At 70.0% G+C, this 22777-nt stretch carries 19 protein-coding genes; 13 read left to right on the forward strand and 6 right to left on the reverse strand.

All coding sequences use genetic code 11. From position 1 onward, the window contains the following. From FL344_RS33740 to FL344_RS33760, 5 genes are all read left to right on the forward strand, one after another. The coding region (locus tag FL344_RS33740; protein ID WP_194863356.1) for a HAMP domain-containing sensor histidine kinase at positions 1-1128 on the forward strand (1128 nt) is incomplete at its 5' end. Between the two features lie 60 nt (positions 1129-1188). Further along, a complete protein-coding gene (locus tag FL344_RS33745) occupies positions 1189-2646 on the forward strand; it encodes a PDZ domain-containing protein (RefSeq protein WP_141621410.1) in 1458 nt (485 codons plus the stop codon). A gap of 150 nt (positions 2647-2796) precedes the next feature. After that, positions 2797-4005 (forward strand): MxcI protein, encoded by a 1209-nt coding sequence (locus FL344_RS33750; RefSeq protein ID WP_141621411.1) that lies wholly within the window; start codon positions 2797-2799, stop codon positions 4003-4005. 90 nt (positions 4006-4095) lie between these two features. Continuing rightward, positions 4096-4719 (forward strand): MXAN_6652 family MXYO-CTERM-anchored protein, encoded by a 624-nt coding sequence (locus FL344_RS33755; RefSeq protein ID WP_141621412.1) that lies wholly within the window; start codon positions 4096-4098, stop codon positions 4717-4719. Positions 4720-4864: 145 nt separating this feature from the next. Continuing rightward, entirely contained in the window at positions 4865-6058 is a 1194-nt protein-coding gene (locus tag FL344_RS33760; protein WP_141621413.1) for a serine/threonine-protein kinase, read from the forward strand. A 5-nt stretch (positions 6059-6063) separates the two neighbouring features. On the opposite strand, the gene FL344_RS33765 is transcribed toward FL344_RS33760, so the two are convergent. Continuing rightward, on the reverse strand, positions 6064-6432 hold the full coding sequence (locus FL344_RS33765; protein WP_141594068.1) for a helix-turn-helix domain-containing protein: 369 nt from the start codon (positions 6430-6432) through the stop codon (positions 6064-6066). 200 nt (positions 6433-6632) lie between these two features. Here FL344_RS33765 and FL344_RS33770 point away from each other — a divergent pair, with 200 nt between their 5' ends. Together FL344_RS33770 and FL344_RS33775 are read left to right on the forward strand one after the other, a co-directional pair. Then, positions 6633-8522, forward strand: a complete 1890-nt coding sequence (locus tag FL344_RS33770) for a serine/threonine-protein kinase (RefSeq protein ID WP_141621414.1) — start codon at positions 6633-6635, stop codon at positions 8520-8522. Between the two features lie 31 nt (positions 8523-8553). After that, the gene (locus FL344_RS33775; protein WP_228565563.1) at positions 8554-9477 is read left to right on the forward strand and encodes a DUF2381 family protein; all 924 of its coding nucleotides are present in this window, start codon (positions 8554-8556) and stop codon (positions 9475-9477) included. Between the two features lie 134 nt (positions 9478-9611). On the opposite strand, the gene FL344_RS39505 is transcribed toward FL344_RS33775, so the two are convergent. From FL344_RS39505 to FL344_RS33800, 5 genes are read right to left on the reverse strand one after another with little or no spacing between them, the layout of a single operon-like run. Then, positions 9612-10340 carry a hypothetical protein gene (locus FL344_RS39505; protein ID WP_228565561.1) on the reverse strand — a complete coding sequence of 243 codons (729 nt, stop codon included), beginning with the start codon at positions 10338-10340 and terminating at the stop codon, positions 9612-9614. Between the two features lie 14 nt (positions 10341-10354). Next, positions 10355-11608: a PAAR-like domain-containing protein gene (locus tag FL344_RS33785; protein WP_141621416.1), complete on the reverse strand. Its 1254-nt coding sequence runs from the start codon at positions 11606-11608 to the stop codon at positions 10355-10357. Then, positions 11596-12687, reverse strand: a complete 1092-nt coding sequence (locus tag FL344_RS33790; protein ID WP_141621417.1) for a hypothetical protein — start codon at positions 12685-12687, stop codon at positions 11596-11598. The genes FL344_RS33785 and FL344_RS33790 overlap by 13 nt, the downstream gene beginning before the upstream one ends. A gap of 1 nt (position 12688) precedes the next feature. Then, on the reverse strand, positions 12689-13693 hold the full coding sequence (locus FL344_RS33795; protein ID WP_141621418.1) for a DUF2169 domain-containing protein: 1005 nt from the start codon (positions 13691-13693) through the stop codon (positions 12689-12691). Between the two features lie 50 nt (positions 13694-13743). Continuing rightward, positions 13744-15039: a TIGR02270 family protein gene (locus FL344_RS33800; RefSeq protein WP_141621419.1), complete on the reverse strand. Its 1296-nt coding sequence runs from the start codon at positions 15037-15039 to the stop codon at positions 13744-13746. Positions 15040-15627: 588 nt separating this feature from the next. On the opposite strand from FL344_RS33800, the gene FL344_RS33805 reads away from it, so the two are divergent. From FL344_RS33805 to FL344_RS33830, 6 genes are all read left to right on the forward strand, one after another. Beyond that, the gene (locus FL344_RS33805; RefSeq protein WP_141594061.1) at positions 15628-16113 is read left to right on the forward strand and encodes a chemotaxis protein CheW; all 486 of its coding nucleotides are present in this window, start codon (positions 15628-15630) and stop codon (positions 16111-16113) included. Next, entirely contained in the window at positions 16110-17819 is a 1710-nt protein-coding gene (locus FL344_RS33810; RefSeq protein WP_141621420.1) for a protein-glutamate O-methyltransferase CheR, read from the forward strand. Before FL344_RS33805 ends, FL344_RS33810 begins: the two co-directional genes overlap by 4 nt. Further along, on the forward strand, positions 17819-18430 hold the full coding sequence (locus FL344_RS33815; RefSeq protein ID WP_141621421.1) for a chemotaxis protein CheW: 612 nt from the start codon (positions 17819-17821) through the stop codon (positions 18428-18430). Before FL344_RS33810 ends, FL344_RS33815 begins: the two co-directional genes overlap by 1 nt. Next, the gene (locus tag FL344_RS33820) at positions 18427-20070 is read left to right on the forward strand and encodes a methyl-accepting chemotaxis protein (protein WP_141621422.1); all 1644 of its coding nucleotides are present in this window, start codon (positions 18427-18429) and stop codon (positions 20068-20070) included. The genes FL344_RS33815 and FL344_RS33820 overlap by 4 nt, the downstream gene beginning before the upstream one ends. Continuing rightward, a complete protein-coding gene (locus FL344_RS33825; protein ID WP_141621423.1) occupies positions 20070-22250 on the forward strand; it encodes a response regulator in 2181 nt (726 codons plus the stop codon). Before FL344_RS33820 ends, FL344_RS33825 begins: the two co-directional genes overlap by 1 nt. Continuing rightward, positions 22247-22777: response regulator (locus tag FL344_RS33830; RefSeq protein WP_228565562.1), on the forward strand; the 531-nt coding region annotated here is incomplete at its 3' end. The genes FL344_RS33825 and FL344_RS33830, both read left to right, overlap by 4 nt.

Genomic DNA, 22777 nt, shown 5'->3' on the forward strand with positions numbered 1-22777 from the left:
CCCCCCGGGCCCCCCACCGAAAATCTGCGCGGCTTCGTCTACCTCCCGCTCGCCATGGGTGACCTGATGAGCGAGCTGCACTTCATCGGCTTCCAGGAGACCATCGACCTGGAGGTGTACGACGGGACGGAGGTCCGCGACGACGCGCTCCTCTACGCGTCCAGCCTCCCGGCATCGCGGGGGGCCCCCGTCTTCCAGCAGGACGTGAAGATACCCGTGGCCGGCCAGACCTGGACGCTGCGCTTCAAGGCGCGCCAGGCCTTCATCGCCGCCAGCACCACCGAGCAGCATGGCACCGTCGTAGGCGCCGGGCTGATGGTGACGCTGCTGCTGTTCTTCATCACCCGCTCGCAAGTCCGCGCCCGGACCACGGCCGAGGCCGCCAACACGGAGCAACAGCGGCTGACCGACGAGGCCCGCGACGCCGTCCAGGTGCGCGACGACTTCCTCAGCATCGCCGCGCACGAGCTGCGCACCCCCCTCACCAACCTCAAGCTCCAGCTCCAGCTGCTGTACCGCCAGCTTCGCGGCGAGGAGCCCCTGGACGTGGAGAAGCTCGCGCAGCGGGTGCTGTCCTGCGAGCGCCAGACTTCGCGCCTGGCGACCCTGGTGGACAGCCTGCTCGACGTGTCCCGCCTGGCGCGCGGCCACATGGAGCTGAACCTGGAGCCCGTGGACCTGGACGAACTGGTGCGCGAGGCCGTCCGCCGCTTCGAGACGGAAGCCAGGACAGCGGGGGTCCAGGTGACGGTGGACTCGCCGGCCCCCGTGACGGGCCAGTGGGACCGGATGCGGCTGGAGCAGGTGCTCACCAACCTGCTGTCCAACGCGCTCAAATACGGCCACGGAGCCCCCGTGGACGTGCGCGTGCGCTCGGACGAAACACAGGCGATGGTGGAGGTGGAGGACCACGGCATCGGCCTTCCTCCGGAGGACGCGCAGCGCATCTTCGACCGCTTCGAACGCGCCGTCTCCAGCCGCCACTATGGCGGGCTGGGCCTGGGCCTCTTCATCACCCGCCAGCTCGTGGAGGCCCTGGGAGGCCACATCCGCGTAGCCAGCACCCCGGGCCAGGGCGCCACGTTCACCGTCGTGCTGCCCTTGAGCGGCCCACGGGCCGTGGATTGACGCTCCCTGCCTTGCGGGGAAGCACGGCAAAGCCCTTCAATGACAGGCAGGAGGATTCACGTGTTCCTGTCTGGAATGACATCCGCGCTCGCGAGCGCCCTGCTGCTCACCGCCGCCCCCCTCTCCGTCACCGTCGAGCCCCTGGGCTTCTCCGTCCAGAACGCCAACAAGGAGGTCCGGGTGACGAAGGTCCTGCCGGGCAGCGTCGCCGCCCAGGAAGGCCTCGAGCCCGGCATGCGGATTGTGAGCATCGACCGGCCGAGACGGTCGTTCGCGCGCGACCCCATCCACCTCCTCAGCCAGACGGACCTGCACGACGCCTTGATGCCGACGTGGGACGAACCCCTCACGATTCGCATCAAGGGCGCCGACGCTGAACGGGTCCTGCGCCTCCGCCGAACCGGCCCGCGCCCGGCGCAGGAGTTCCCCGACACGCCCCTCACCCGCGAGCAGCTCAGCCGGCTGACGCAGTTGGAGCAAAGCCGCTACCTCATGTGGCTCGCCAGGCATGGCTCCTTGCCCGAGTCCTCCATGCCCGAGTTCGAGCTCGAGCAGAGGTCCACGGCTTACGTCAAGGAGGACGCGCTGCTGGCCGTCATTGGCGGAGGAAGCACCCCCGCTCACGTCTATACCAGCGCCACCGTGCTGACGCCCTGCGAGGGCGCGCTGGAGAAGCTCGTGCTGCGCGGCGCGCCCGCAGGCGGAGCCCCGCTCCAGCTTCGGCCCGACGTCCGCGGCATGAATGCCAGCGTCCGCGTGGACCTTCCGCTCTGGAAGCCCGCAGAGGTGCTCCAGGCCTGCCGCACCTCCGCGTCTCCTTTGGAATCCCGCGTGAAGGCGGAGCTGCATTGCCAGGGTGCGCCCGTCGAGAAGCGGGAGTTCACCGCGACGCTGAGGGTCTTCTGTGACGAACCGCTGCCGGCGGGAATCCGGGACGCGCGCAACGTGCTGTCACTGGCGGGAAGGCGCAGGGCGGATGACGCCCCCGCCCTCATCCATCAGTTGGAGGTGGGCGCCAATGGGATGCTCGCACTGAACGCGCGGCTGGATGGCATCGTCCCCCCGCCAGTCGAGGTCAGCCTGGTGGAGCTGGATGGCAAGGGGAACACGGCCCGGCGCCATGCAACGAAGAAGGTCGAGCCCCAGATGACCGACCTGCCGTTCCACGTCACGCTCGACACGCGCACGGCGCGAACCGCGCGGCTGGCCGCGGCGCTGCGCTTCGCCGACGGCAGCACGCGGCTGAGCTTCCCAGCGGACGTGGCCATCGTCACGCGGGAGGAGGTGGCCGCGCAGCAGCGGCAGGCCGAGGAGGCATACCAGCGATTGATGGACTTCAATCGCAAGCTCGCCCAGCAGTGGCCCTCCGCCTGTGATTCGCTGACCGAAGTGACGGCCTGGACCCAGGCCCAGCCAGAAATCGAATGGGCCGCCTCCACCCCGGACACCAGCATGACCTATCAGGTGAAAGGTTCCGCTGGGCTCAACGTGCTCAACTGCCACAGACACCACCGCTGAGCCTCACGGGCCTCCCGCCTGCTTCTTGACTTTTCATGAATTCCGCCTAAACAACTCCTGAAATTGAGAATGCGTATCGTTCTCATCCAGGCCCGCAACTCGGTTCCGGGTGAAACGGCGCCCCACTCCACTTCCAGGAAGGCCGTCTTCATGACGCATCTGTTTGCCCGCTCGGGTTTCCGACTCTCCGCCGCTGCGCTCGCGCTGTCCCTGCTGGGCGGCTGCGACGACTCCGGCGACGACTACACCGGCCCGCTGTACGCCATCACCACGCAGGACCTCAACGCCGACCCGGCGGCGAGCTACGTGGTGGTGACGCGTGAGGCGGAGCAGACCGCGCAGCTGTCGCTGGACGGCGCCATCAAGGTGTCCGGCCGTGCGCTGGGCGTGGGCATCCGCAAGTCGGGCCAGGTCTACGTGGTGTCGGACGACAGCCCCGTCGTGACGCGCTACTCGCTCACCGAGGACGGCGGCCTGGAGCAGTCGGGCACGGTGAGCTTCGCCAGCCTGGGCGTGATGTCGCTGGGCGAGTACCAGGCGAACTTCCAGTTCGTGTCGGCGACGAAGGCGTACTTCTTCGACGGCATCACCGCGCAGGCGGTCATCTGGAACCCCACGGAGATGACCGTCACCGGCAACATCGCGCTGGGCGACCTGGAACTCGAAGGCACGGAGATGGCCTTCTCGGGCTCGGTCGTCTCGGACAACGGGCAGCTCATCATTCCCGTGGGCTGGCGTCCCGTGGCCGGCGTGGGCATCACCCCGAGGACGGGCGTGGTGGTCGTCGACACGGCGACGGACACGGCGACCATCGTCACGGATGAGCGATGCGGCTACGCACACGACGCCGTGCTCGCCCCCGACCGCAAGGTCTACGTCGCGACGGAGGCCTACGGCGCGGCGGTGCACCGGGTGTCGGCCGACGCGGCACCCGAGCCGTGTCTGCTGCGGTTCGACCCGCAGACGCGGACCTTCGACGCGGGCTTCCACCGCTCGCTGTCGGAGCTCGTGGGCGGCGGCACCGCGGGCTCGCTCGTCCCCGGCCCGTCGGGCACGGCGTACCTGCGCGTGCTCGATGAGAGCGTCGCCCCGGTGCAGGAGGGCGCGCATCCCCGCGGCATCGCGAGCGGCGCCGGTTGGCAGTGGTGGGCACTGAATCTCAACACGCTGACGGCGACGCGGAACACCCAGTTCCCGGCCACCTCGGGCAGCAGCTTCCTCTTCCACACCGAGAACCAGACGCTCTACACCGAGTTCGGCGCGGGCTCCGCGTCCACGACGCTGCACGTGCTGGGCGACAACGGGCGGCCCACGCTGACGACGCGGGGCCTGTCCTTCTCCCTGCTCCAGCTGCGCTAGGCACCAACGCCAGCGGAAGTCCCCGGGGCTCCGCTCACGCGGGGCCCCGGCTGTAGCACCACCTGGTTTCACCCACCTCCTGGAGTGTCCATGCGTCTTCCGTTCCGCATCGCGGGCGTCGTCGTCGTGTCATCGCTGTGGTCCATCCCCGCCTTCGCCACCAGCACGGGCGTCACCGGCCAGACGGGCAAGACTGGCCCCACGTGCAGCACCTGCCATCAGGGCGGGGACCTCCCCACTGTCGCGCTCGAAGGTCCCGCCACGCTCGCGCCGGGCGCCACCGGCCAGTACACCTTCATCATCCGGGGTGGCCCCGCCAGGACGGGCGGCGTGGGCATCGCCGTGGACAGCGCGGCGGCCACGCTCCAACCCGGTGAGGGCATGAAGAAGCTCGGCGCCGAGCTGACCCATTCGCAGCCCCAGCCCTTCGCGAACAACGAGCTGCGCTTCAACTTCAGCCTCGTCGCCCCCGCGACGGACGTCACCCTCACCCTCTTCGGCGCTGGCAACTCCTCCAACGCGGACCTGCATACCGACGGAGACCGGGCCGCCGCCACGAAGCTGAGCGTGAAGGTGGGCCAGGGCACGCCGGGCCTGGAGCCGGGTGACAAGGACGAGGAGAGCGGAGGCTGCGCCGCCGCGGGCAGCGCGCCGCTGTGGGCCCTGCTGATGGCCGCCTCGCCCCTGGCCCTGCTGCGCCGCCGCCGGCGCTGAGACACCCCACCGCGCGCTCCCGAGGGTGAGGTCCACGCCTCATTCCCCGTGGAGGTGAAGATGCGCCAGGCCCCATGCGCCTCTTCACCCGGCTCCAATCACAATATAAACTGTGGAGGTTTATATCTAAAAACCGGGAGTCTCCGTGCCCACCCACCCCACGCAGCCCAGCCTCCACCCGATGACCGAGGAGGAGCGGGCCCGGGCGCATCCAGCGCGACGGCCGACGCTCTTCCAGGTCGCGGGAACGCGGTACATCTATGTCAGCACCCTGGACGCACGTCCCAACGGCGAGGTCCTCATGCTGGCCGAGCGACAGGAGCGCCACGGCCTGAGCGGGCCGGTCCTCATCCAGCGCGTGCGCTCGCCCGCCACGTCAAGGCGCAGGCACCGGTTGGTGGAAGAGGTCCAGCGGGCCTACCGGCTGAACCACCCGGCCATCGCCAAGGTCCTCCTGCTCACCGTCAAGTCAGGCAACCCCTACGTCATCATGGAGTACGTGGACGGCCCCACCCTGGACGGCGTGTTGAGCCTGATGGCCCTGCGGCGCCAGCCCGTCTCCACTTCCTTCGCACTGTACGTGGGCGCGGAGGTCGCCGACGCGCTGGCCTATGCGCACCGGCTGGCGGATGACCATGGGGCGCGGCTCGGGATGATTCACCGGGACGTGAGCCCGCGCAACGTGAGCGTGGGAATGGGCGGGGAGGTGAAGCTGACGCACTTCGGCGCGGCCTACACCCACCTTGGCGGGCGCGAGGAGACCCGGTGCGACCTGCGCAAGGGAGATGCCGCCTATACCTCGCCGGAGTACCTGCAGTGTCTGCCATTGACTCCCGCGGCGGACCTCTTCTCGCTGGGACTCGTCCTGCTGGAGCTGGCCACGGGACGCCACCTCTTCCACGACGCCCTGGAAAGGCTGGCGGAGCCTCCTCCATGGCGGCAGCGGGCTCCCGTGGAGGAGGAGCCCTCGCTGCCGCTCACGTATTTGATGATGTTGATGGACGCCTACACGCCAGACGACGTGGAGCAAGCAACCGCGGGTCTGCCCGAGGGCTTCCGGGCCGCGTTGAGGAAGGCCCTCCGCAAACCCGCCGCCGAGCGCTACACCACGGCGGAGGACATGCGCGACGTGCTACGGGAGTGCCTCGTCCAGGTTCGAGAGGCCAGCGACGGCCGCCCCTATGGCCGCAAGGAAGCCGCCGAAGAGCTCGCCCGCCTCATCACCGGGGCCAGCCAGAACCGCGACGCGACGGTGCCTGGCAGCGTGCGGTTCTTTTCCTCCGGGCTGGAGGCCCATGCGCTCGGAGCGGCCACTCCCGCCGTGACGACCGAGCCCTGATGCCCCTATCGGGTCAGCGCGCGGGCCATCGTGACGAGCGCCTCCAGCTTCGGCTCGTCCAGCTCACGCGCCAACGTCACCAGCCGGCGCAGCAGCGGCGGCTCCTTCTCCTGCTCACGCCGCTCGTCCTTGCCGGGCCGCGCCAGCCCCAGCAGCTCATCCGTGGAGATGCGGAGGACCATGCTGAGGCGGCGCAGCATCCCCGCGCTGGGGACCATCTTTCCGCGCTCCACTCGGCTGTAGACCATGGGGTGCATATCCACCAAGGCCGCCACCTCCACCTGGGTCAACCCCAGGCGCGCACGCGCCTCACGCGCCGCCTTTCCCACCATCATGCCCAGTTGTTCGTCCATACGCGGGAGAACGTAGCGCATCCGGAGAGGATGGCTGGGGTGGAAGCGACAACCCGGCGCCTGGCGATGCGAAGGGCAAGACTCTACCTTTGGGGTTTTGGAGAAGATAAATTCCTACTTCCGCCACGTCCCCTCCCTCCAGAGACAAGCCCCATGCGACAGGGAAGCCATGAGCTTGACAGGAGGGGCGCGCGGCGGAGCGAGCCTCCAGCGGTGGGCGCATGAAGGCCCAGCGCCTTCGGGGAGACGTGGGCATCGGCACCCAGGTGGGGGGCTTCGTCGTGGAGGGCCTGCTCGGGATGGGCGGCTGCGGCGCCGTCTTCCGGGCCCGGCGGGGCACCGCGCGCTTCGCGCTGAAGCTCCAGTCGCTCTCCGCGCTGGGCGGTTGGGCCCAGCGGGAGGTGGACATCCTCCGGAGGATGAACCACCCCAATGTCGTGCGCTTCCACGCGTGCGGCCTGTGGCGGGACACCGCCCCCGAGTGGTTCTACCTGGCCATGGAGCTGGTGGAGGGGCGACCGCTGAACCGGTGGGTGGATGAGGAGAACCCCAGCCCGCGACAGGCGGCGGGGCTGGCGCTGGGGCTGGCCCGAGGACTCGCGGCGGCGCACGCGAAAGGCGTCCTCCACCGGGACCTCAAGGAGTCCAACATCATGGTGCGGGATGCCACCGGGGCGCCCGTGCTGGTGGACTTCGGCGTGGGCTCCTATCCCGGCGCGCCTCGCCTCACCTGGAGGGTGCTTCCCCCGGGCACACCGCAGTACCGCAGCCCGGAGGCGTTGGCCTTCCGCAAGTCGCACGCGGGCGAGGAGGGGGCGCACTACGCGCCCACCGCCGCAGATGATCTGTATGCGCTGGGCGTCGTCCTCTACTGGGTGCTGACTGGCCGCTCCCCCTTCCCCGCCCCAGGGACGCCGTCGGAGGTGGAGCACGTCATCTCGCAGCCACCCGAGCCGCCTCGCGCCGTGAACCCGAGGGTGCCCGGTCCGCTGGACGCGGTGTGCTCGCGGCTGCTGGAGAAGCAGCCCACGGCGCGCTTTCCCAGCGCCGCCGCCCTGGCCAAAGCACTGGAGGCAGCACTGGCCGCCGCGGACGTCGAGTGGGACCGGCCGCTATGCGCGTCGTGGGAGGAGCCACCCGAGCTCCCAGCGCCACCGCCACCACAGGGTGGGCTGGAGGCATGGCGGCACCAGGGTGAGCCCGCGTTGTCGCCGCCCAGACGCGGCAGACGACCGGGGCGCGCCCGACCTTCCGTCGACAGTGGCCGCGCGAGGCCAGGGGACGCACGGGAGGAAGCGGCACCTGGGGGCGCAGCGCCTTCCAAGCGGCTTGCGCCGGGGGCCTTACGCTCCTGGAGACCCGCCGCACTGGCGTTCATGGTGGGCACCCTGGCCGCGCTGACGCTTGCATGGGAACTCACGCGACGCGACGGCGCGCCGTCAGCGAGCAGGGAGTGTCCAGAAATGGCGTCACCGCACACCTCGCCGGAAGCTGTCCGGGCCGCGGTCCCGCCCTCACCGGCGGCCCTCCTCCCCGCGACCGCTGCCCCTCTCATGGCGCGCGACCCGAAAGAAGCATCACCCGTGAAGAAGCCAGACATCGCTCCCTCATCTCCTCTCCCCTCACGGCCATCGCGCTCAGTGGGCACACTGGCCCGGCGCGCCGCCGCCACGGCTGCCGCATGCACCGCGCTGGCTTGCCCGAGCGGGCCCGAGGTGCGTCCCGCGCCACCCTCCGAGCCATGCCCAGAGGGCGCGCTGCAAGCCATGGAGGCGCGAGGTCTCCGCGTGGGTGAGCTGGGCTCCATCCTCTTCATCCGCGGAGAGCCGAGAAATATCACCGTAAGCGAGGGCTGGGTGCGCGTCCGCGTCGGGGCCACGCCCTATGACCTGGCGAATGCAACCCTGAGCGGACGGCTCAGCGTGAGCGAGCGGGTCTACGGCCGATTCACGGAAGCGGAGAAAGACGGCGAGCGCTTCCCCGTGTGCATTGAACTCCTCTACCCGGGCGACGACCAGCGCGGCTCGCCTCGCGTGGCAGGAAACCATCCGCCCGCCGAGCCCGTCATCTACTCCGTCTCGGGCCTGAAGGTGGTGAGGCGCTTCGAGTGACACTGCGTTCCCGCACCTGGGGTCTCCCGTGATGAATGCCTCCGCGGCGGTCCTCCTCATTCACTCGCTCTTCATGGCACAGGCGGCATCCCCCGCGCCGTCCCCCACCGCCCCCTGGACACCGATGACACGGCGCCTCACGGTGGGCCTCCAGTCCCCCCGGTCCGCCACACCGCCCCCGGAAGTGCGCATCAGCCCCGGGATGGGCACGCTGCTGCTCTTCGACACGGCAGTGGCCCGCGCGGAGTTGGAAGGCGAGAAGCGCTTCACCCGCATCCGGCTGGCGGGTGACACCCTGACGCTGATGCCCTCCACGAGCGTGGAGGACAGCGAGGAGTTGCAACTGACCGTCCACTTCGCGGATGGCGCCGCGCCCGCGAGCGCGACCTTCCGGCTGGTGCCCCACCCTACCCTGGCCGATCGTCAGGTGGAGGTCCACCGACAGGCCCGAAGCGCGGACTCGCTCCATGCCGAGTTGATAGAGAAGGAGGAAGAGGTGCGGCGCCTTCGAGAAGAACTGGCGCGGATGGAGGCTGCCCAAAGCCTCCCAGATGGCCTCACTGGCATGCTTGCCACCAAGCACCTGGACAAGAATGGTGTGCGGGCGCTCTGGCTTGCTGGGCAACTCGTGCGCCACCCACGCAACGCGCTCAATGTGACGTACGCGACGACCTATCGCGCCGCCACCCAGGTGGCGGTGGCCGTCGAGTGCGAGGAACTGCGCGGGGGCGCGCCATGGGAGGCCCGGGGCGCGACACTGGTTCCCCGCGAGGGCACCGCGCTCCGCGTGCTGCGCGTCTGGCAGGCCGCGCCCACCACCGCGGGCATGGTCGGCCAGCTCATCGTGGAAGCGGAGGCAACGAACACCATGAGCCCAGGCCCCTACACGCTGACGGTCTGGGCGGCGGAGGGCGACAAGCGCTCCGTCATCTTGGGCAACGTGATGTTCCCGTGAGTGCACCAGCCGGGCGCCAATCCTCCTATGCAACGCCCGTGTCCTCGCAAGAAGCGAGGCGCGTCCCGCGCACACGACACGTCGAGCCGTGGTCCAACGTGTTGCGGGCGGAGATGCCGACTCTTCCGCTGCGCCTACCGGGTGACGACGCTCTTCAGCCCCGTTCGTGTCTCGAACTCCTGGCGCAGTCGCTCCAGTTCCGCCGAGTCCTCACATCCCAAGATGAATGAGAAGGTAGGCTGAGTCGGGTGTCGGTAGAGCAGCAGCGCGGCGTCTCCCCGCTCGTACAACGCGCAGTGCTCGGCAGGCGGGATGCGCTTGAAGCCCTTCTCCTCGGCCAGCGCAGTCACCATGTCCGAACGATAGCGAACTGCGGCATCTGCATCATCCGGTGACGAGAACTTCCGCCGGAAGGGCAGTTGCGGCAGACGAAGCTCCTTGAAGGCTTCGTAGTAGAGGAATTCCTCCAGCCCCACATACTGGGGAGAACTGGCCTCGGGGGGATAGTTCTCCTCCAGGGCCCTTCGGACGACCAGGCAGTCATCGGCCCCATGAGGATTGGACCGGTCCAGGAACCAATCAAAGCTTGAGGGCCCATTATCCCCAGCCATGGGAATATACCTCCCATGCCGCAGTCCAGGCATGGCGTTGTAGACACTGCGGACACCATCAATGGAAAAGGAGGCGTCAGCAAGTTCAAGGTCCCCCATGGTTGCTCCCATTGTTTCAAGGAAGTGACGATAGACCCCCGGAAGAGGACCCGCCTTTTCTTCCAGAGCCATGATGTCAAATCGGCCTGCCGGAACGACCTCCTTGGAGAAATTGGGGCGATACCTCTCGACGAATTCAATGAAAGATTTCAATCTTCACTCCCGATTCAGGCGCAGCTTGCTTTGCAGTACATGGCAGGGAGTTTCTGTTGACATTCCGAGCACGAGGGCACGCTCTCGCCATTGCTAAATATTTGCTCGCGCTCCTCAGGGACGGAGGAGTTCCCGTCATCCAGACCTTCTATCCGCACCCAGAACTTTACTCGAGGCCCTCGATCGGGCTTGATTCCCTCGACCGCTGGGTAGAACAACCGTTCGATGAGTTGCTTGGGTTTGTGCCCTCCGTGGTTTTCCATAATCCGCCTGGCGGCACAGTCCCAGTCTTCCTGCTTGGCTTTCGAACCAACGGGAGGGCTTACGCACTCAAAGCCCGTAGAGATTACGATAGCCAAGAAGCCTGGTGGCGCGTGCCCCGAGCAGGCCACAAGCTTCTTGCCAGTACATGTGCAGACCATGGCGCCAATCATGTACCCCTTGCTATGGGTTCCGCTGCCTCGACTGTATCGAAGTACTGCGTGCCTCTTGAAGAAGTCTCCAAGGGGGGCGAGTTGTGCTCTCAGCGTAGAGAGCTCGCCTGGCAGTCTTTCCAACTCTGTTCGTTGTTCCGCCTTCAGCCCCTTGCCCGCCCTCCTTCTTTCCTCTGTGTTGAGCGTCACCAGTTCTTGGAGGCGTGAGTCCTTTCGCTTCTCTTCTTTGTCCAGTCTGGCAAATTCCAGGACCTGCTGCTTCTGTGCGGCGAGCGCTTCCTGGAGCCGTTCAAACAGCGCCGCAATCGCCGTCTGCGTCTCTTCTCCCGCCTCCAGTGGGTGCGTCTGCCCGCAGAGCGCGCACGGAATGTCATCGCCGTAGATGACGGTCATGACGCCGGAGGCCTGGATGATGCCCGTCATGGTGGCGGCATTCGCGGGGCTGCCGGACGGGCCGCAGTTGTTGAGCATGGGGTCGCCCAGCAACTGCACATTCCTCCCCTCGATTTTGACGTTCATCGAGCCGGGACCGATGAACTTCGTCGGGCCGTGGGTGTTGCTGGAGACGAGGCCACCTCCCGTCCCCTTGCTGGCCATGTCCCCCTTGCTGCCGAAGCTGGCACCGGCAATGGCGACGGGGTGCCCGTTGATGGTGACTGTCTTCGAATACCCCTCGGGCGAATCGCTGCTGTTGCCGATGTTGGGCAGGGGCGTGGGCACGAAGGGCGCCGGTGGGCCGGGCATCTTGCAGACGTTGGGCAGTGTGGCCGCGGCAACTCCCGCGCTGCCTTGGGTAACGGGCGTCCTCGGGAAGTTGACGGTTACCTTGGCCATGGTTTCACTCCTCCTTCACTTCCGGACAGTGGCTCTTCCAGCAGTGCGGCGGCGCGCAACCCGGCTTCCGAACTGCCCCAGAGTAGCGCGCGGGGGCCCCTCGCATACCGACGCCGCCAGGACTGCGCGCAGAGGACGAGGTTCAACGCCCCCGTGGCGGCGCCCACCTCGCCGCAACTGCTCACAGGTGTGTGAATGACGGAGGCGTCGCGGAACGCGGCCCCCAGCCGCAGGGCGACGAAGCCCCACTCCTCGGAGCGGTAGCGCTCGCCGTTGAGATCGCTGTGGACGCACGCCACCACCTCGCGCGTGTCCTCCAGCGGCACGAGCGCCTCCCCTACGGCGGCCGTCAGTCCCTCGCCCAGGTTGAGAGCATCCGTGTGGATGAGCTTCGTCTCACGGGCCGTGGCGGCGGCGCGCACCGTGGCGTGGGGTGCCAGCCTCCACCGACGCGCGTCCGGAGCGGCCATCACCGCGACGAAGGCCGCGGCCTCGCCGGGGGCGAAGCCCGTGCGCGTCCCTTCTTCCAGCCACTGGTTCCGCTCGCGCAGCCAGGCCAACGTTTGGACGTCGTGGTAGCTGTCGACGCCCCCGACAATCACCAGCGGACAGCGGGCGACGCGGCCCACCCGTGTCACGGCGTCTCGGAGTCCCTCCAGCGCCGAGGCGTGGCCCGTCAGCCGAGGCTCCACCTGCAGGCGCAGACGCGCACTCCCAAGAGCCGCGAGCGCGGCGACGACTCGCGCGGCATCCGCGGCCTTCCAGCCCGGGCGCTCCTCGGGAAGTCCCACCAGCACCGGCACGTCAACACGCTCCGGAGGGATGGCGGGTGCCAGCCTGGCGAGGACTTCCTCCAACGCCATGGCCCCCAGTGCGGCCATGCGCGCCGCAGCGCCCCACTCCTGCGCGTCCAACAGCCCGTCCCTCGCGATGAAGGAATCGGACTGGCGCCCCAGCTCCGGCAACTGGACGCGCCGCACGCGGCTGATGCCCGCACGCACCGCCGCCGCGACGCTCTCCGCCGTCGTCCCCACCGGGGCACGCGCTCCCGATGCCACGAGTACCGCGTCGACGCCCATGTCAGTCCGTCCTCTCGGTAATGGCTGTGAAGTCGAGGCGCTCGGTGTCCTGGGGACCGACTCTCAAGCTCGTCTGGAAAACCATGCGCACCTTCATCACCTCAGGCTCAATGACGACGGTGCCCAGGGTGGCCTCATGGAAGCGCCGGACGGCGCCGAACCAGGTGGTGAAGCCGAAGCGCAGGCGCGGCAGCGTGAAGTGGAGCGTGCCCTTCGGCGTGAGGTGCACCAGGGCCACCTTCTCTCCACCCACGAGGTGGCGTGAAGGCCGCTGGTCAGCGGGGGCGCAGAGAGAAAAGCGCTCGTCGAAGTCTCGCGGCAGCAGCGGGTGTCGCGTCTTCCGCCAGGCCTCGTCGAAGGTGCCTGCCAGTTCGAGCCGCGGCGACCAATAACTGGCGATGGGGCCAAAGCCAGCCGGCCCCGACTTCGCTGGGTTGCCCCGCAGGTATTCGATGCGGTGAGCGGGCTGGTCCACCAGATGCGCCTCCCGGCTGGCCACCCCGCGGCCCACGGGGTTGCGCGAGTCACTGACGTGCTTGCGCGTGTCCGCGTCGCGCGTGTCGGTGCCTCCCCAGGCCCACTCGTAAAGAATGGGCTGGGTGACGAAGGGCTTGGGAGACGAAGGCCTCACGCCCGCCAGGCCGCGCGCATGGAAGCGCTCTCCATGCACCACGAGCATCTTGTCGACATCGTGGATGCGGACGGCGACCTCGACGCTGGGCGCGGGCCGCCCACCGGGCGCATGGGCACAAGCGTTGATGAGGACGTCGGTGTTCAGCTTGGGGGCGACGAGTTCGGCCTCGTAGCGCAGACTGGAGCGCCCAGGCTCCCCCCAGTAGACGGGCTCCCGCAGCGGAGGCTCTTGCGCGTCGGCTGGGCGGAGGTGGCCCGCGTCGTCGACGTCGAAGGTCGCCTTGAGCGCGATGAGCCAGTGGTGGTGGCCGTCCTTGTCACGAACCCACGTCCGCTCCGCCGCATAGGGTGTCTGGTTTTGAAGTGCCCACATGGTTGGTGACGAGGCGTGCCGTGTGAAGGAGCGCGGCTTGGGACCTGCCCTCAGCGCAGGCCGCTGTCGAAGGACTGCGTGTGGATTCGAGCGCTGGCTGCCCGGGCCTTGGCCAGCTCCGCGCGCTGGGCGTGCGTGAAGGCCCGAGTGCGCACCATCAACGTGCCCTGACTCCTCAGCGCCAGCTCGCGGGCGAGGACATGGCGGCGCCGCATGGGGCTGGTTTCCAGCACCTCCACCAGGACGCTGCCATTGAACGGGCGACCGAGGAGGTACCTCGTCCCCTTCGCGAAGCGCTTCTTCTCCGCGTCCCACCAGCCCCGGACGGCGGCCACGTTCGGCCAGGGCAAGTCGTCCTCGGGCCTGGGCACCAGGTCCGCGTCCAGGTCCTCCTGCGACTCCGGCGGCGGCGGAGCACCCTCGGGCCTTTCGCCAGGGAGCAGGGCGTAGGGCGCCTCCAACCGAAGGCCTGTCATGGCCGAGAAGGCCTCCCCGGCCAGTTGTGCCACCGCGGGCACCTCCAGGTGCGCAACGCACGCCTCCATGGCCGCCACCCGGCCGCTGAAGCCCAGGGCCCAGAGCGCATCGGGCTGGAGTTGCTCCACGTCCAGTTGCCCCAGCAGCAAGGCGATGTCTGTCTCACTGCCGCCCATGGCGAGCAGCACCATGGCCTCAAGGCTGTGTGCATCGCGGGCGCGCACGGCGGTGCGGCACGTCTCCCAGGCCGACCTCACGCCAGACGCAAGTCCCGCACCCATCGCCGCCGCGCGAATACTGGGGTGCGGGGAGTCCAGCAGGCTGGGAAGCAGCCCTTGCGCAGAATCTTCCGGCAAGGGCAGGGTCGCACGCAGGGCCGCGACCCGCGCCCGCTGCTCGCCAGAGGTGAAGAAGTGCGCCAGCACCTCCGGAGGTGCCTCCTGGCGAAACGCCAGCGCCTCCAGCACCTCGACCTGCGGCGCGGTGTCCTCCTGCTTCAACACGTCGAGCAGGCGTGCGCCCAGCCCCGGGGACTCGCTGAGCTCCAGGGCCCGTCGGATGAAGCCACGCGCTTCGGGCTCGGCCTCGCGGAGTCGCAGCAGGACTTCGTCCACCTCGCCGAGGGCCAGCAGCGAGAAGGCCGCCGCGCAGATGCGAAAGGCGTCCTCTGTCGCGAAGGCGGGGCGCAGCACGGATTCAACCGAGGCGGATGCCCCCACCACCAGCCCGTCCAGATGCGCGAGGAGAAGCTCCTCCAACCTCGCAACCTCAATCAGTGAAAAGTCTGGCGCCCCCAGCGCCTTCTCCCACTGCAGCCACCGGAACTCGGCCTCGTCGAGGTGCTCCTCCAGCACGTCTACCAACACCATGGTGCCCGCCCCCCTCGACTCCGCGAAGCGCCGCTACAAGGGCTGACATGAACGCGCGAAGGATGTCTTGCTTCGCTGGCGGCCGACGCGTGAGAGCCATTGCTTTGATTGCAGTGGCGATGGCGAACATTAAGTGGAGAACGCGAGGCCGGGACAACACGCGCCAAACCCCGTACGGCAAGTCGCCGTCAGCCTGTGAACGGAATGGGCGGTGGCGTGGCTTGATTGGAGCAGCGCCCGTCAATGACATCGCCCTTCGGGGCAACGCAGCTCACTGACCCAGGCCGCCCAGGGCACCCGCCCGTGGGCGGCCGTGGCTGACGTCTTCCGGCACGGACAGGGGAGTGCAAATCGACGGACGCGCGCGCGAAGCCGTCGCTCGTCTCCTGGGAGAGTGAGCGACCGTTCTCCCAACCCCCATCCGCATGCGGGAGCCTCCGTCCAGGCAGGCGCGCAGCGGGCACTTGTCGTGTTCCCCCCGAACCATGGGCCCATCCCCCTGTCCCCACTGAGGACTGGTGGACACCACGACCGCGGGCCGACATCAATGTTCGACAGTGGCCACGTCCACGACTTATGTCCCAGGACATGATCCCCGCACCCACGGAGGTGCTGCTGTTCACCCTGAACGGCCAGCGCTACGGACTGCCCGCACCCGACGTGCGCGAGCTGGTACGCGCGGCGCGCCTGACACCGCTCCCTCGCGCGCCCGCCGTGGTGGAGGGCCTGCTGGACCTTCGGGGAGAGCTGTTGCCGGTGCTGGACCTGCGCCTGCGCTTCCGCCACCCGCCCCGCCCGCTGTCTCCCATGGACCACTTCATCGTGGCCTCCGCGGGCGACCGCTGCGTCGTGCTGCGCGTGGACCGGGCCGAGGGCCTGCGCGTCCTCACACCGGATGAGTGGGACGCCACGCCGCGCCAGCTTCCGGGCGTGGGCTATGTGGCGGGCGCCGTGAAGCTGAAGGACGGGCTCGTCCTGGTCCACGACCTGCGCACCTTCCTGTCCGAGGCCGAGGCCCTGGAGCTGGATGCCGCCCTGGCCGCGCCGCAGGAGCCAGAGCCGGAGCCGGCGTGAATTGGGGTCCCTGGAGCCACCCGGGTTATGCGGCGGTGCTCGCGCTCGTGGAAGAGCGCGCCGGGCTGGTTCCGCCGAGCTGCCCCGCGTCCGCCGAGGAAGGCATCGCCCGCGCCATGGAGCGGGCCGGGCTGAAGGACTTCGACGCCTACCGCGCGCGGCTCGCGGAAGACCCCTCCGCGCTGGATGACCTGCTCATCGAGCTCACCGTCGGGGAGACGTATTTCTTCCGCACGCCCGAGCACTTCGAACACGTGCGGAGCGTCGTGCTCCCGGACCTGCGCGAGCGCCACGGCCCGGACCACACCGCGCGGATGTGGAGCGCCGCGTGTTCGTCCGGCGAGGAGCCCTACTCCATCGCCGCGCTGCTGCTGGGCGAAGGCTGGGACGAGCACATGGCCGTGTACGCCACGGACGTGTCGCGCGGCGCGCTCGGCCGGGCCCGGAAGGCCCACTACGGTGACTGGTCCCTGCGCGGCGGCTGGGCGGACCGGATGCGCGCCCACCTGCGCGCCGAGGGACGCCGGTACGTGCTGTCACCCGAGGTGCGGAAGCACGTGCGCTTCAGCTACCTCAACCTCGCGCTCGACACCTGGCCGTCGGCGGACAGCGGCATCTGGAAGCTGGACGTCATCTTCTGCCGCAACGTCCTCATCTACTTCAACCGGCCCACCATCGAAGCCGTCGCGCGCCGGCTCCATGACGCGCTGGATGAGGGCGGCTACCTCTTCACCGGCCCGTCGGACCCGCCGCTCGGTGGGCTGGCGCCGCTGGAGTCCGTCCTCACCGAATGGGGCGTGCTGTACCGCCGGCCCCTGCCCGGAGCCACCCTCTCCCTGCCCGTCCCGGCCGCGTGGAGCCCGTCCTCCACCGGCGTACCCGGTACCGTAACGGGCACCACGTCCCTGGGTACCACCACGACGGGCCTGCCCTCCGGTTCCGAATCCTCCACGGGGACCGCGCTCCCGGGTGCATCCGCTCCGGGCCGTCCAGGCGGCTCCGCGGCCAGAACGACGGCACCCGCCTGGAGTCCCCCCGGAGCGGTTGGGACCTCCGCTCAGGCGGAAGGAACGCGCGCGGCGGGCCAGCCCCAGGCCAGCGCGGGGTCCGTCCTCGGGAACACAGCGGGAACCGGTGCCCCCGCCTCGCGAAGCGGCGCCCTCCCCAGGGCCGAGACACCGACACACGCCCCCAGCGCGGCGGCCATGCACGCGGCCCGGCAGGCCCTGGCGCGGGGCCACTGGCGCGAGGCGGCTCAGCACTTGGGGGCATTGGACTCAGACGCGGACACCGCCGCCCTCGCGGTGCGCGCGCTGGCGAACCTGGACGCCGCCGCCGCCGTCTACGCCTGCACCGAAGCGGCCGCCCGGCACCCCTTGGTGGCGGGGCTGCGCTACCTGGAGTCCCTGCTGCTGCTGGGCCAGGGGCGCGCGGCGGACGCGGAGCGCGCTGTCCGGCAGGCCCTGTACCTGGAGCCCACACTCATCGTGGCGTGGCTCATCCTCGGGCGCGTGCTACGCAGGCACGGCGACACGTCCGGCGCCCTGAAGGCCTGGCGCGAGGCGGAGCACCTGTGCAACGCCTTGCCTCCGGACGCGCCCGTGCCCCACGCGGACGGCGAGAGCGCCAGCAGGCTGGCCGAGGTGGCGCGTGGAGAGCGGTCACGCATGGAGGCAGCCCAGGCTGCCGGTGAGGAGCTGAGCTGATGCCGGGTTCCGGCGGAATCGACTGGGAAGCCACACGCGCGCGGCTGGCGCGGCTGGCCAACCTGGAGCAGGAACAGGGCACCTTGTCGCCCGAGGAGGCCACGGCGCTGCTGGAGGCCCGCGCCCGGGCACTCTCGCGCGAGCCCCGTCCCCAGGTCGACCCTGGCACCTTGCGCGAGGTGGTCCGCTTCAAGGCCGCCGGCCAGCGCTATGCCCTGGAGTCCCGCTTCGTGCTGGAGGTGGTGCGCGCGCCGGAGCTGGTGACGCTGCCTAGCGCGCCCCCCGCGCTGCGCGGCCTCACCCTGATGCATGGCGAGGTGCTTCCCGTGGTGGAGCTGGCGCCGCTCTTCGGACGCGCGCCTTCGGACGCCGCGGGCCCGCTGCTCGTGGTGGGCGTGGGGCGGGCGGAGCTGGGCGTGCGCACCGAGGAAGTGGAGGAAGTCACCGTGCTGGCGGGCAGTGAGCTGCTGGCGCCGCCCACCTCCCTGAACGACGCCGCCGGACACCTCGTGTCCGCGGCCGACAGGGAAGGCACCCTGGTACTGGAGGGAGAGGCGCTCCTGGGTGACAGTCGCCTCATGTTCGATATGTCCGGCGAAGGAGCAGTATGAGCATCGGGAACCGCATCGCACTCGGATTCGGACTGTCGCTACTGATGTTGCTCATCGTGGCGGGTGTGTCCTTCCAGGGCGCCAATCAGCTCACGACGAGCACGGCGGGCCTGCTGACAGCCCATGAGAACTTCCGCATCATCCGCGAGGTCCGCGCGCTGCTGATGGACGCCGAGTCCGGCCAGCGCGGCTTCATCCTCACGGGGGATGAGTCCTACCTGGTGCCCTACCGGGAAGCGACGGCGGCGCTCCAGAATGACCTGTCCCGCCTGCGCGACACCATGGCGAACCACCCCCACCAGCGGGCGCGCCTGAACCGGCTGGAGCCCATCGTCACCCAGCGGGTGAACCGGCTGGAGGACGGCATCCGTCTGCGCCGCCAGGAGGGCCTGGAAGCCGGAGCGAAGTTCATCCAGGCCGGCAAGGGCCGGGAGGTCATGCTCCAGGTCAAGCAGGTCATCGACGAGATGCTGGTGGCGGAGCAGGAGCGCTGGGACGAGCACGCCACCGCCGCCCGGGACATGGCCCAGCGCATCCTCTGGGTGCTGGGCATCGGCACGCTGCTGGGCGTGGTCATCGTCGGCGGGGGCAGCTACATCATCACCCGCGGCATCACCACGCCGCTGCGCGCGCTCATGGTGGGCGCCGAGCAACTGGGGCGCGGGAAGCTGGAGCACCGCATCGACGTGAAGGGCCAGGACGAGACGGCCCAACTGGCGCGCGCGTTCAACGACATGGCGGAGAAGCGCCAGCAGAACGAGGTCCAGTTGGAGAAGGAATCCGAGCAGCGCGAGCACACGCTCCGCACCGTGGCGGAGTTCGTCAACCAGCTCGCCGGCGCCAGCGCGGAAATCCTCTCCAGCACCACCGAGCAGGTGGCCGGCGCCCAGGAGCAGGGCAGCGCGGTGACGGAGACGGTGAGCACCATCGAGGAAATCACCAAGACGTCCGAGGAGGCCGCGGGCCGCGCCCGCGCGGTGAGCGACTCCGCCCGCCACGCCGAGGACGTGGGCCGCAGCGGCCGACGCGCCGTGGAGGAGGCCGTGGGCGCCATGGGCGCGGTGCGTGAGCAGGTGGAGTCCATCGCCTCGCGCATCCTCGCCCTGGCCGAGCAGGCCCAGGCCATTGGCGACATCATCACCACCGTCAACGACATCTCCGAGCAGACGCACATGCTGGCGCTCAATGCCTCCATCGAAGCCAGCCGCGCCGGCGAGCACGGCCGCGGCTTCGCGGTGGTGGCCTCCGAGGTGAAGGCCCTGGCGGACCAGTCCAAGAAGGCCACCGGCCAGGTGCGCCAGATTCTGGGGCAAATCCAGAAGGCCACCCACGGCGCGGTGATGACCACCGAGGAAGGCACCAAGAGCGTGGCCACCGCCACCCGCGTGGTGTCCGAGGCGGGCGCCAACATCCAGACGCTGTCGGACCTGCTGGCCCAGGCCTCGCTGACGGCGGCGCAGATTGCCGCCTCCGCCAACCAGCAGGCCACCGGCATCGGCCAGATTCGTCAGGCCATGCATGACGTGAATCAGGCCACGCAGCAGGCCCTCATCTCGTCGCGGCAGACCGAACGCGCCATGCAGGACCTCAACGGCATGGGCCAGAAGCTCAAGGGGCTGCTGGGAGAGTACGGGCGCTGATGGACCGCGACCGGTTGGCCCAAGCGCTGCTGGCCACGTTCCTCGAGGAGCTCGAGGGCCACGTCGTCTCGCTCAACCGCGAGCTGCTGGCCCTGGAGCGTGAGACCGCGCCCGCGCGCATGGCGGAGCTCGTGGCGTCCCTGCTGCGCACGCTGCACAGCGTGAAGGGTGCGGCGCGCGCGGCCAGCGCCACGCGGGTGGAGACGGCCTGCCACCGCATGGAGGAGCTGCTGGAGCAGGTGCGGGACGCGGGCGCCGGCACGCCCGACGTGTACGAGCTGTGCTTCACCACCGTGGACGCGCTCGACGACGCGGGCCGGCGCCTGGCCGCACGGGAGGACCTGGCGGGCTCGCCCCTGGAGAGCCTGCTGCCCCAGTTGGAGCGCGCCGTCGGACGCCGGTCCGGCGCGCCCGAACCCACGCGCGCCGAGCCGCCACCGTCGCCTCCGCCCATGCTGACGGACGCGGTGCCGTCCCCCTCCGCCGCCCCGGCCAGCGTGGAGCCGCATCCAAGCGGCGGCGCGTTTGCCGGAGCCGAAGCGCTGCCCGTGCGCGTCTCCGCGCAGAAGCTGGACGCGCTGCTGGCACGCAGCGGTGAGCTGCGCGTGGCGACGCTCCGGCTGGAAGGCCGCGCGGACGCGCTGGAGTCGGTGCGCGAGGCGCTGGCGCAGGCCCGCGAGGCGGTGCTCGGCACGCCCGGCGAACAGGCACTGCTGCGCGCGGAGACGGAGCTGGCGCGGGTGACGCTGGAGCTGGCGGCGGACCGCCGGACGCTGGGCGGCGTGGCCACGGGCCTGGACGACGAGGTCCGCCGAGCGCGCACCCTGCCCTTCGAGGAAGGCTGCGAGGGCCTGGAGCGCGCCGCGCGCGACGTGGCCCGCAGCCTGGGCCGGCAGGTGCGGCTGGAGATTCAGGGCGGCACGTTGGAGCTGGACCGGTCGCTGCTGCAGGGGCTGCGCGAGCCGCTGCTGCACCTGGTGCGCAACGCGGTGGCCCACGGCCTGGAGAGCCCCGAGGAACGCCAGCGACTGGACAAGCCCGCCGAGGGACGCCTCCTCCTCACCGCGCGCCTCAAGGGCAGCCGCGTCGAGGTGACGGTGGATGACGACGGGCGCGGCCTGGACCTGGAGGCGCTGCGGGAGCAGGCGCGCGCCCGGGGCCTGCGAGTGCCTGAAAGTGACGAGGAGGCCGCGCGGCTGGTGTTCCTGGCCGGCCTGTCCACCGCGACGGAGGTGACCCAGGTGGCGGGCCGTGGCGTGGGCCTGGACGTGGTGCGCATGCACGTGGAGGGGCTGCGCGGCAGCGTGGAGGTGACGACCCGGTCAGGCCAGGGCACCCGCTTCATCCTGGACGTCCCCCTCACGCTGAGCACGCTGCGGGTGCTGCTGGTATCGGCGGGCGGGCAGACGCTGGCGCTGGCCAGTGAGAGCGTGGCGCGGCTGGTGCGCCTGGCGCCCGACGAGGTGCGCGACGTGGAGGGCCGCCCCGTGTGGGCCTCCGGTGACGCGCTGGTGCCGTTGGCCTCGCTGGCGGAGGTGCTGGGGCTGCCGCCCGGCCCGCCTCGCGCGCGCCGGGGCGCGGTGGTGCTGGCCGCGGGCAGCGCGCGCGCCGTGGTGGTGGTGGATGAAGTGCTCGCCGAACAGGAGGCGCTGGTGCGCTCCCTGGGCCACCGCGTGCGCCGGGCCCGGCACGTGTCCGCGGCGGCGGTGCTGCCAGACGGACGGCTGTCGCTTTTGCTCAACCCCGTGTCCCTGGTCCGCGCGGCGGGTGGCCGCCCCGCGGCCTCGCTCTTCCCCGTCCCCGCCACCCAGCGGACGCGGCGGCGGGTGGTGCTGGCGGACGACTCGCCCACCACGCGCGCGCTGGAGCAGAGCATCCTGGAGAGCGCGGGCTATGAAGTGGTGGCCTGCGTGGACGGCGCGGACGCCTGGGAGCGGCTCCAGTCGGGCGGCGCGGACGCGCTGGTGCTGGACGTGGAGATGCCGCGCATGGACGGCTTCGCCCTCACCGAGGCGGTGCGGGCCTCGCCGCGCTTCTCCCGGTTGCCGGTGGTGCTCGTCACCGCCCGTGGCAAGCCAGAGGACAAGGCGCGCGGCCTGCAAGCCGGCGCAAGTGCCTATCTGGTGAAGAGTGCGTTCGACCCGACGAGCCTGCTGGAGACGCTGAGACGACTGCTATGAAGAACAACCCGTTGCGCATCCTGGTGGCCGAGGACTCGCCCACCGCCCGGCGGCTGCTGGTGGAAATCGTCCGCGCCGACCCCGCCCTGACGGTGGTGGGCGAGGCCAGGGACGGTGTGGAAGCGGTGGAGCTGGCCCAGCGCCTGCGGCCCAGCCTGGTGACCATGGACATCCAGATGCCGCGGATGGACGGCCTGGAGGCCACCCGGCGCATCATGACGGAGGTGCCCACGCCGGTGGTGGTGGTGTCCACCCTGGTGGAGCGCGACATCCAGACGTCCATGGCCGCGCTACGCGCCGGCGCGCTCGCGGTGCTCCAGAAGCCCCTGGGCCCGGAGTCCCCGGACTTCGACGCGGAGAGCCGCCGCCTGCGCGACACCCTCAAGGCCATGGCCGAGGTGAAGGTCGTGCGCCGCTGGCCGGACCGCGCCGCGCCCCCCGACCCGTCCTACGTCCTGGATGATACGGGGCGGGTCCTGGTGTGTAGCCAGGCAGGCGCGAGGACGGTGGGCCGGCTCCCCGAGGAG

The organism is Myxococcus sp. AB036A (assembly GCF_006547355.1).
Taxonomy (GTDB): Bacteria; Myxococcota; Myxococcia; order Myxococcales; family Myxococcaceae; genus Myxococcus; species Myxococcus virescens.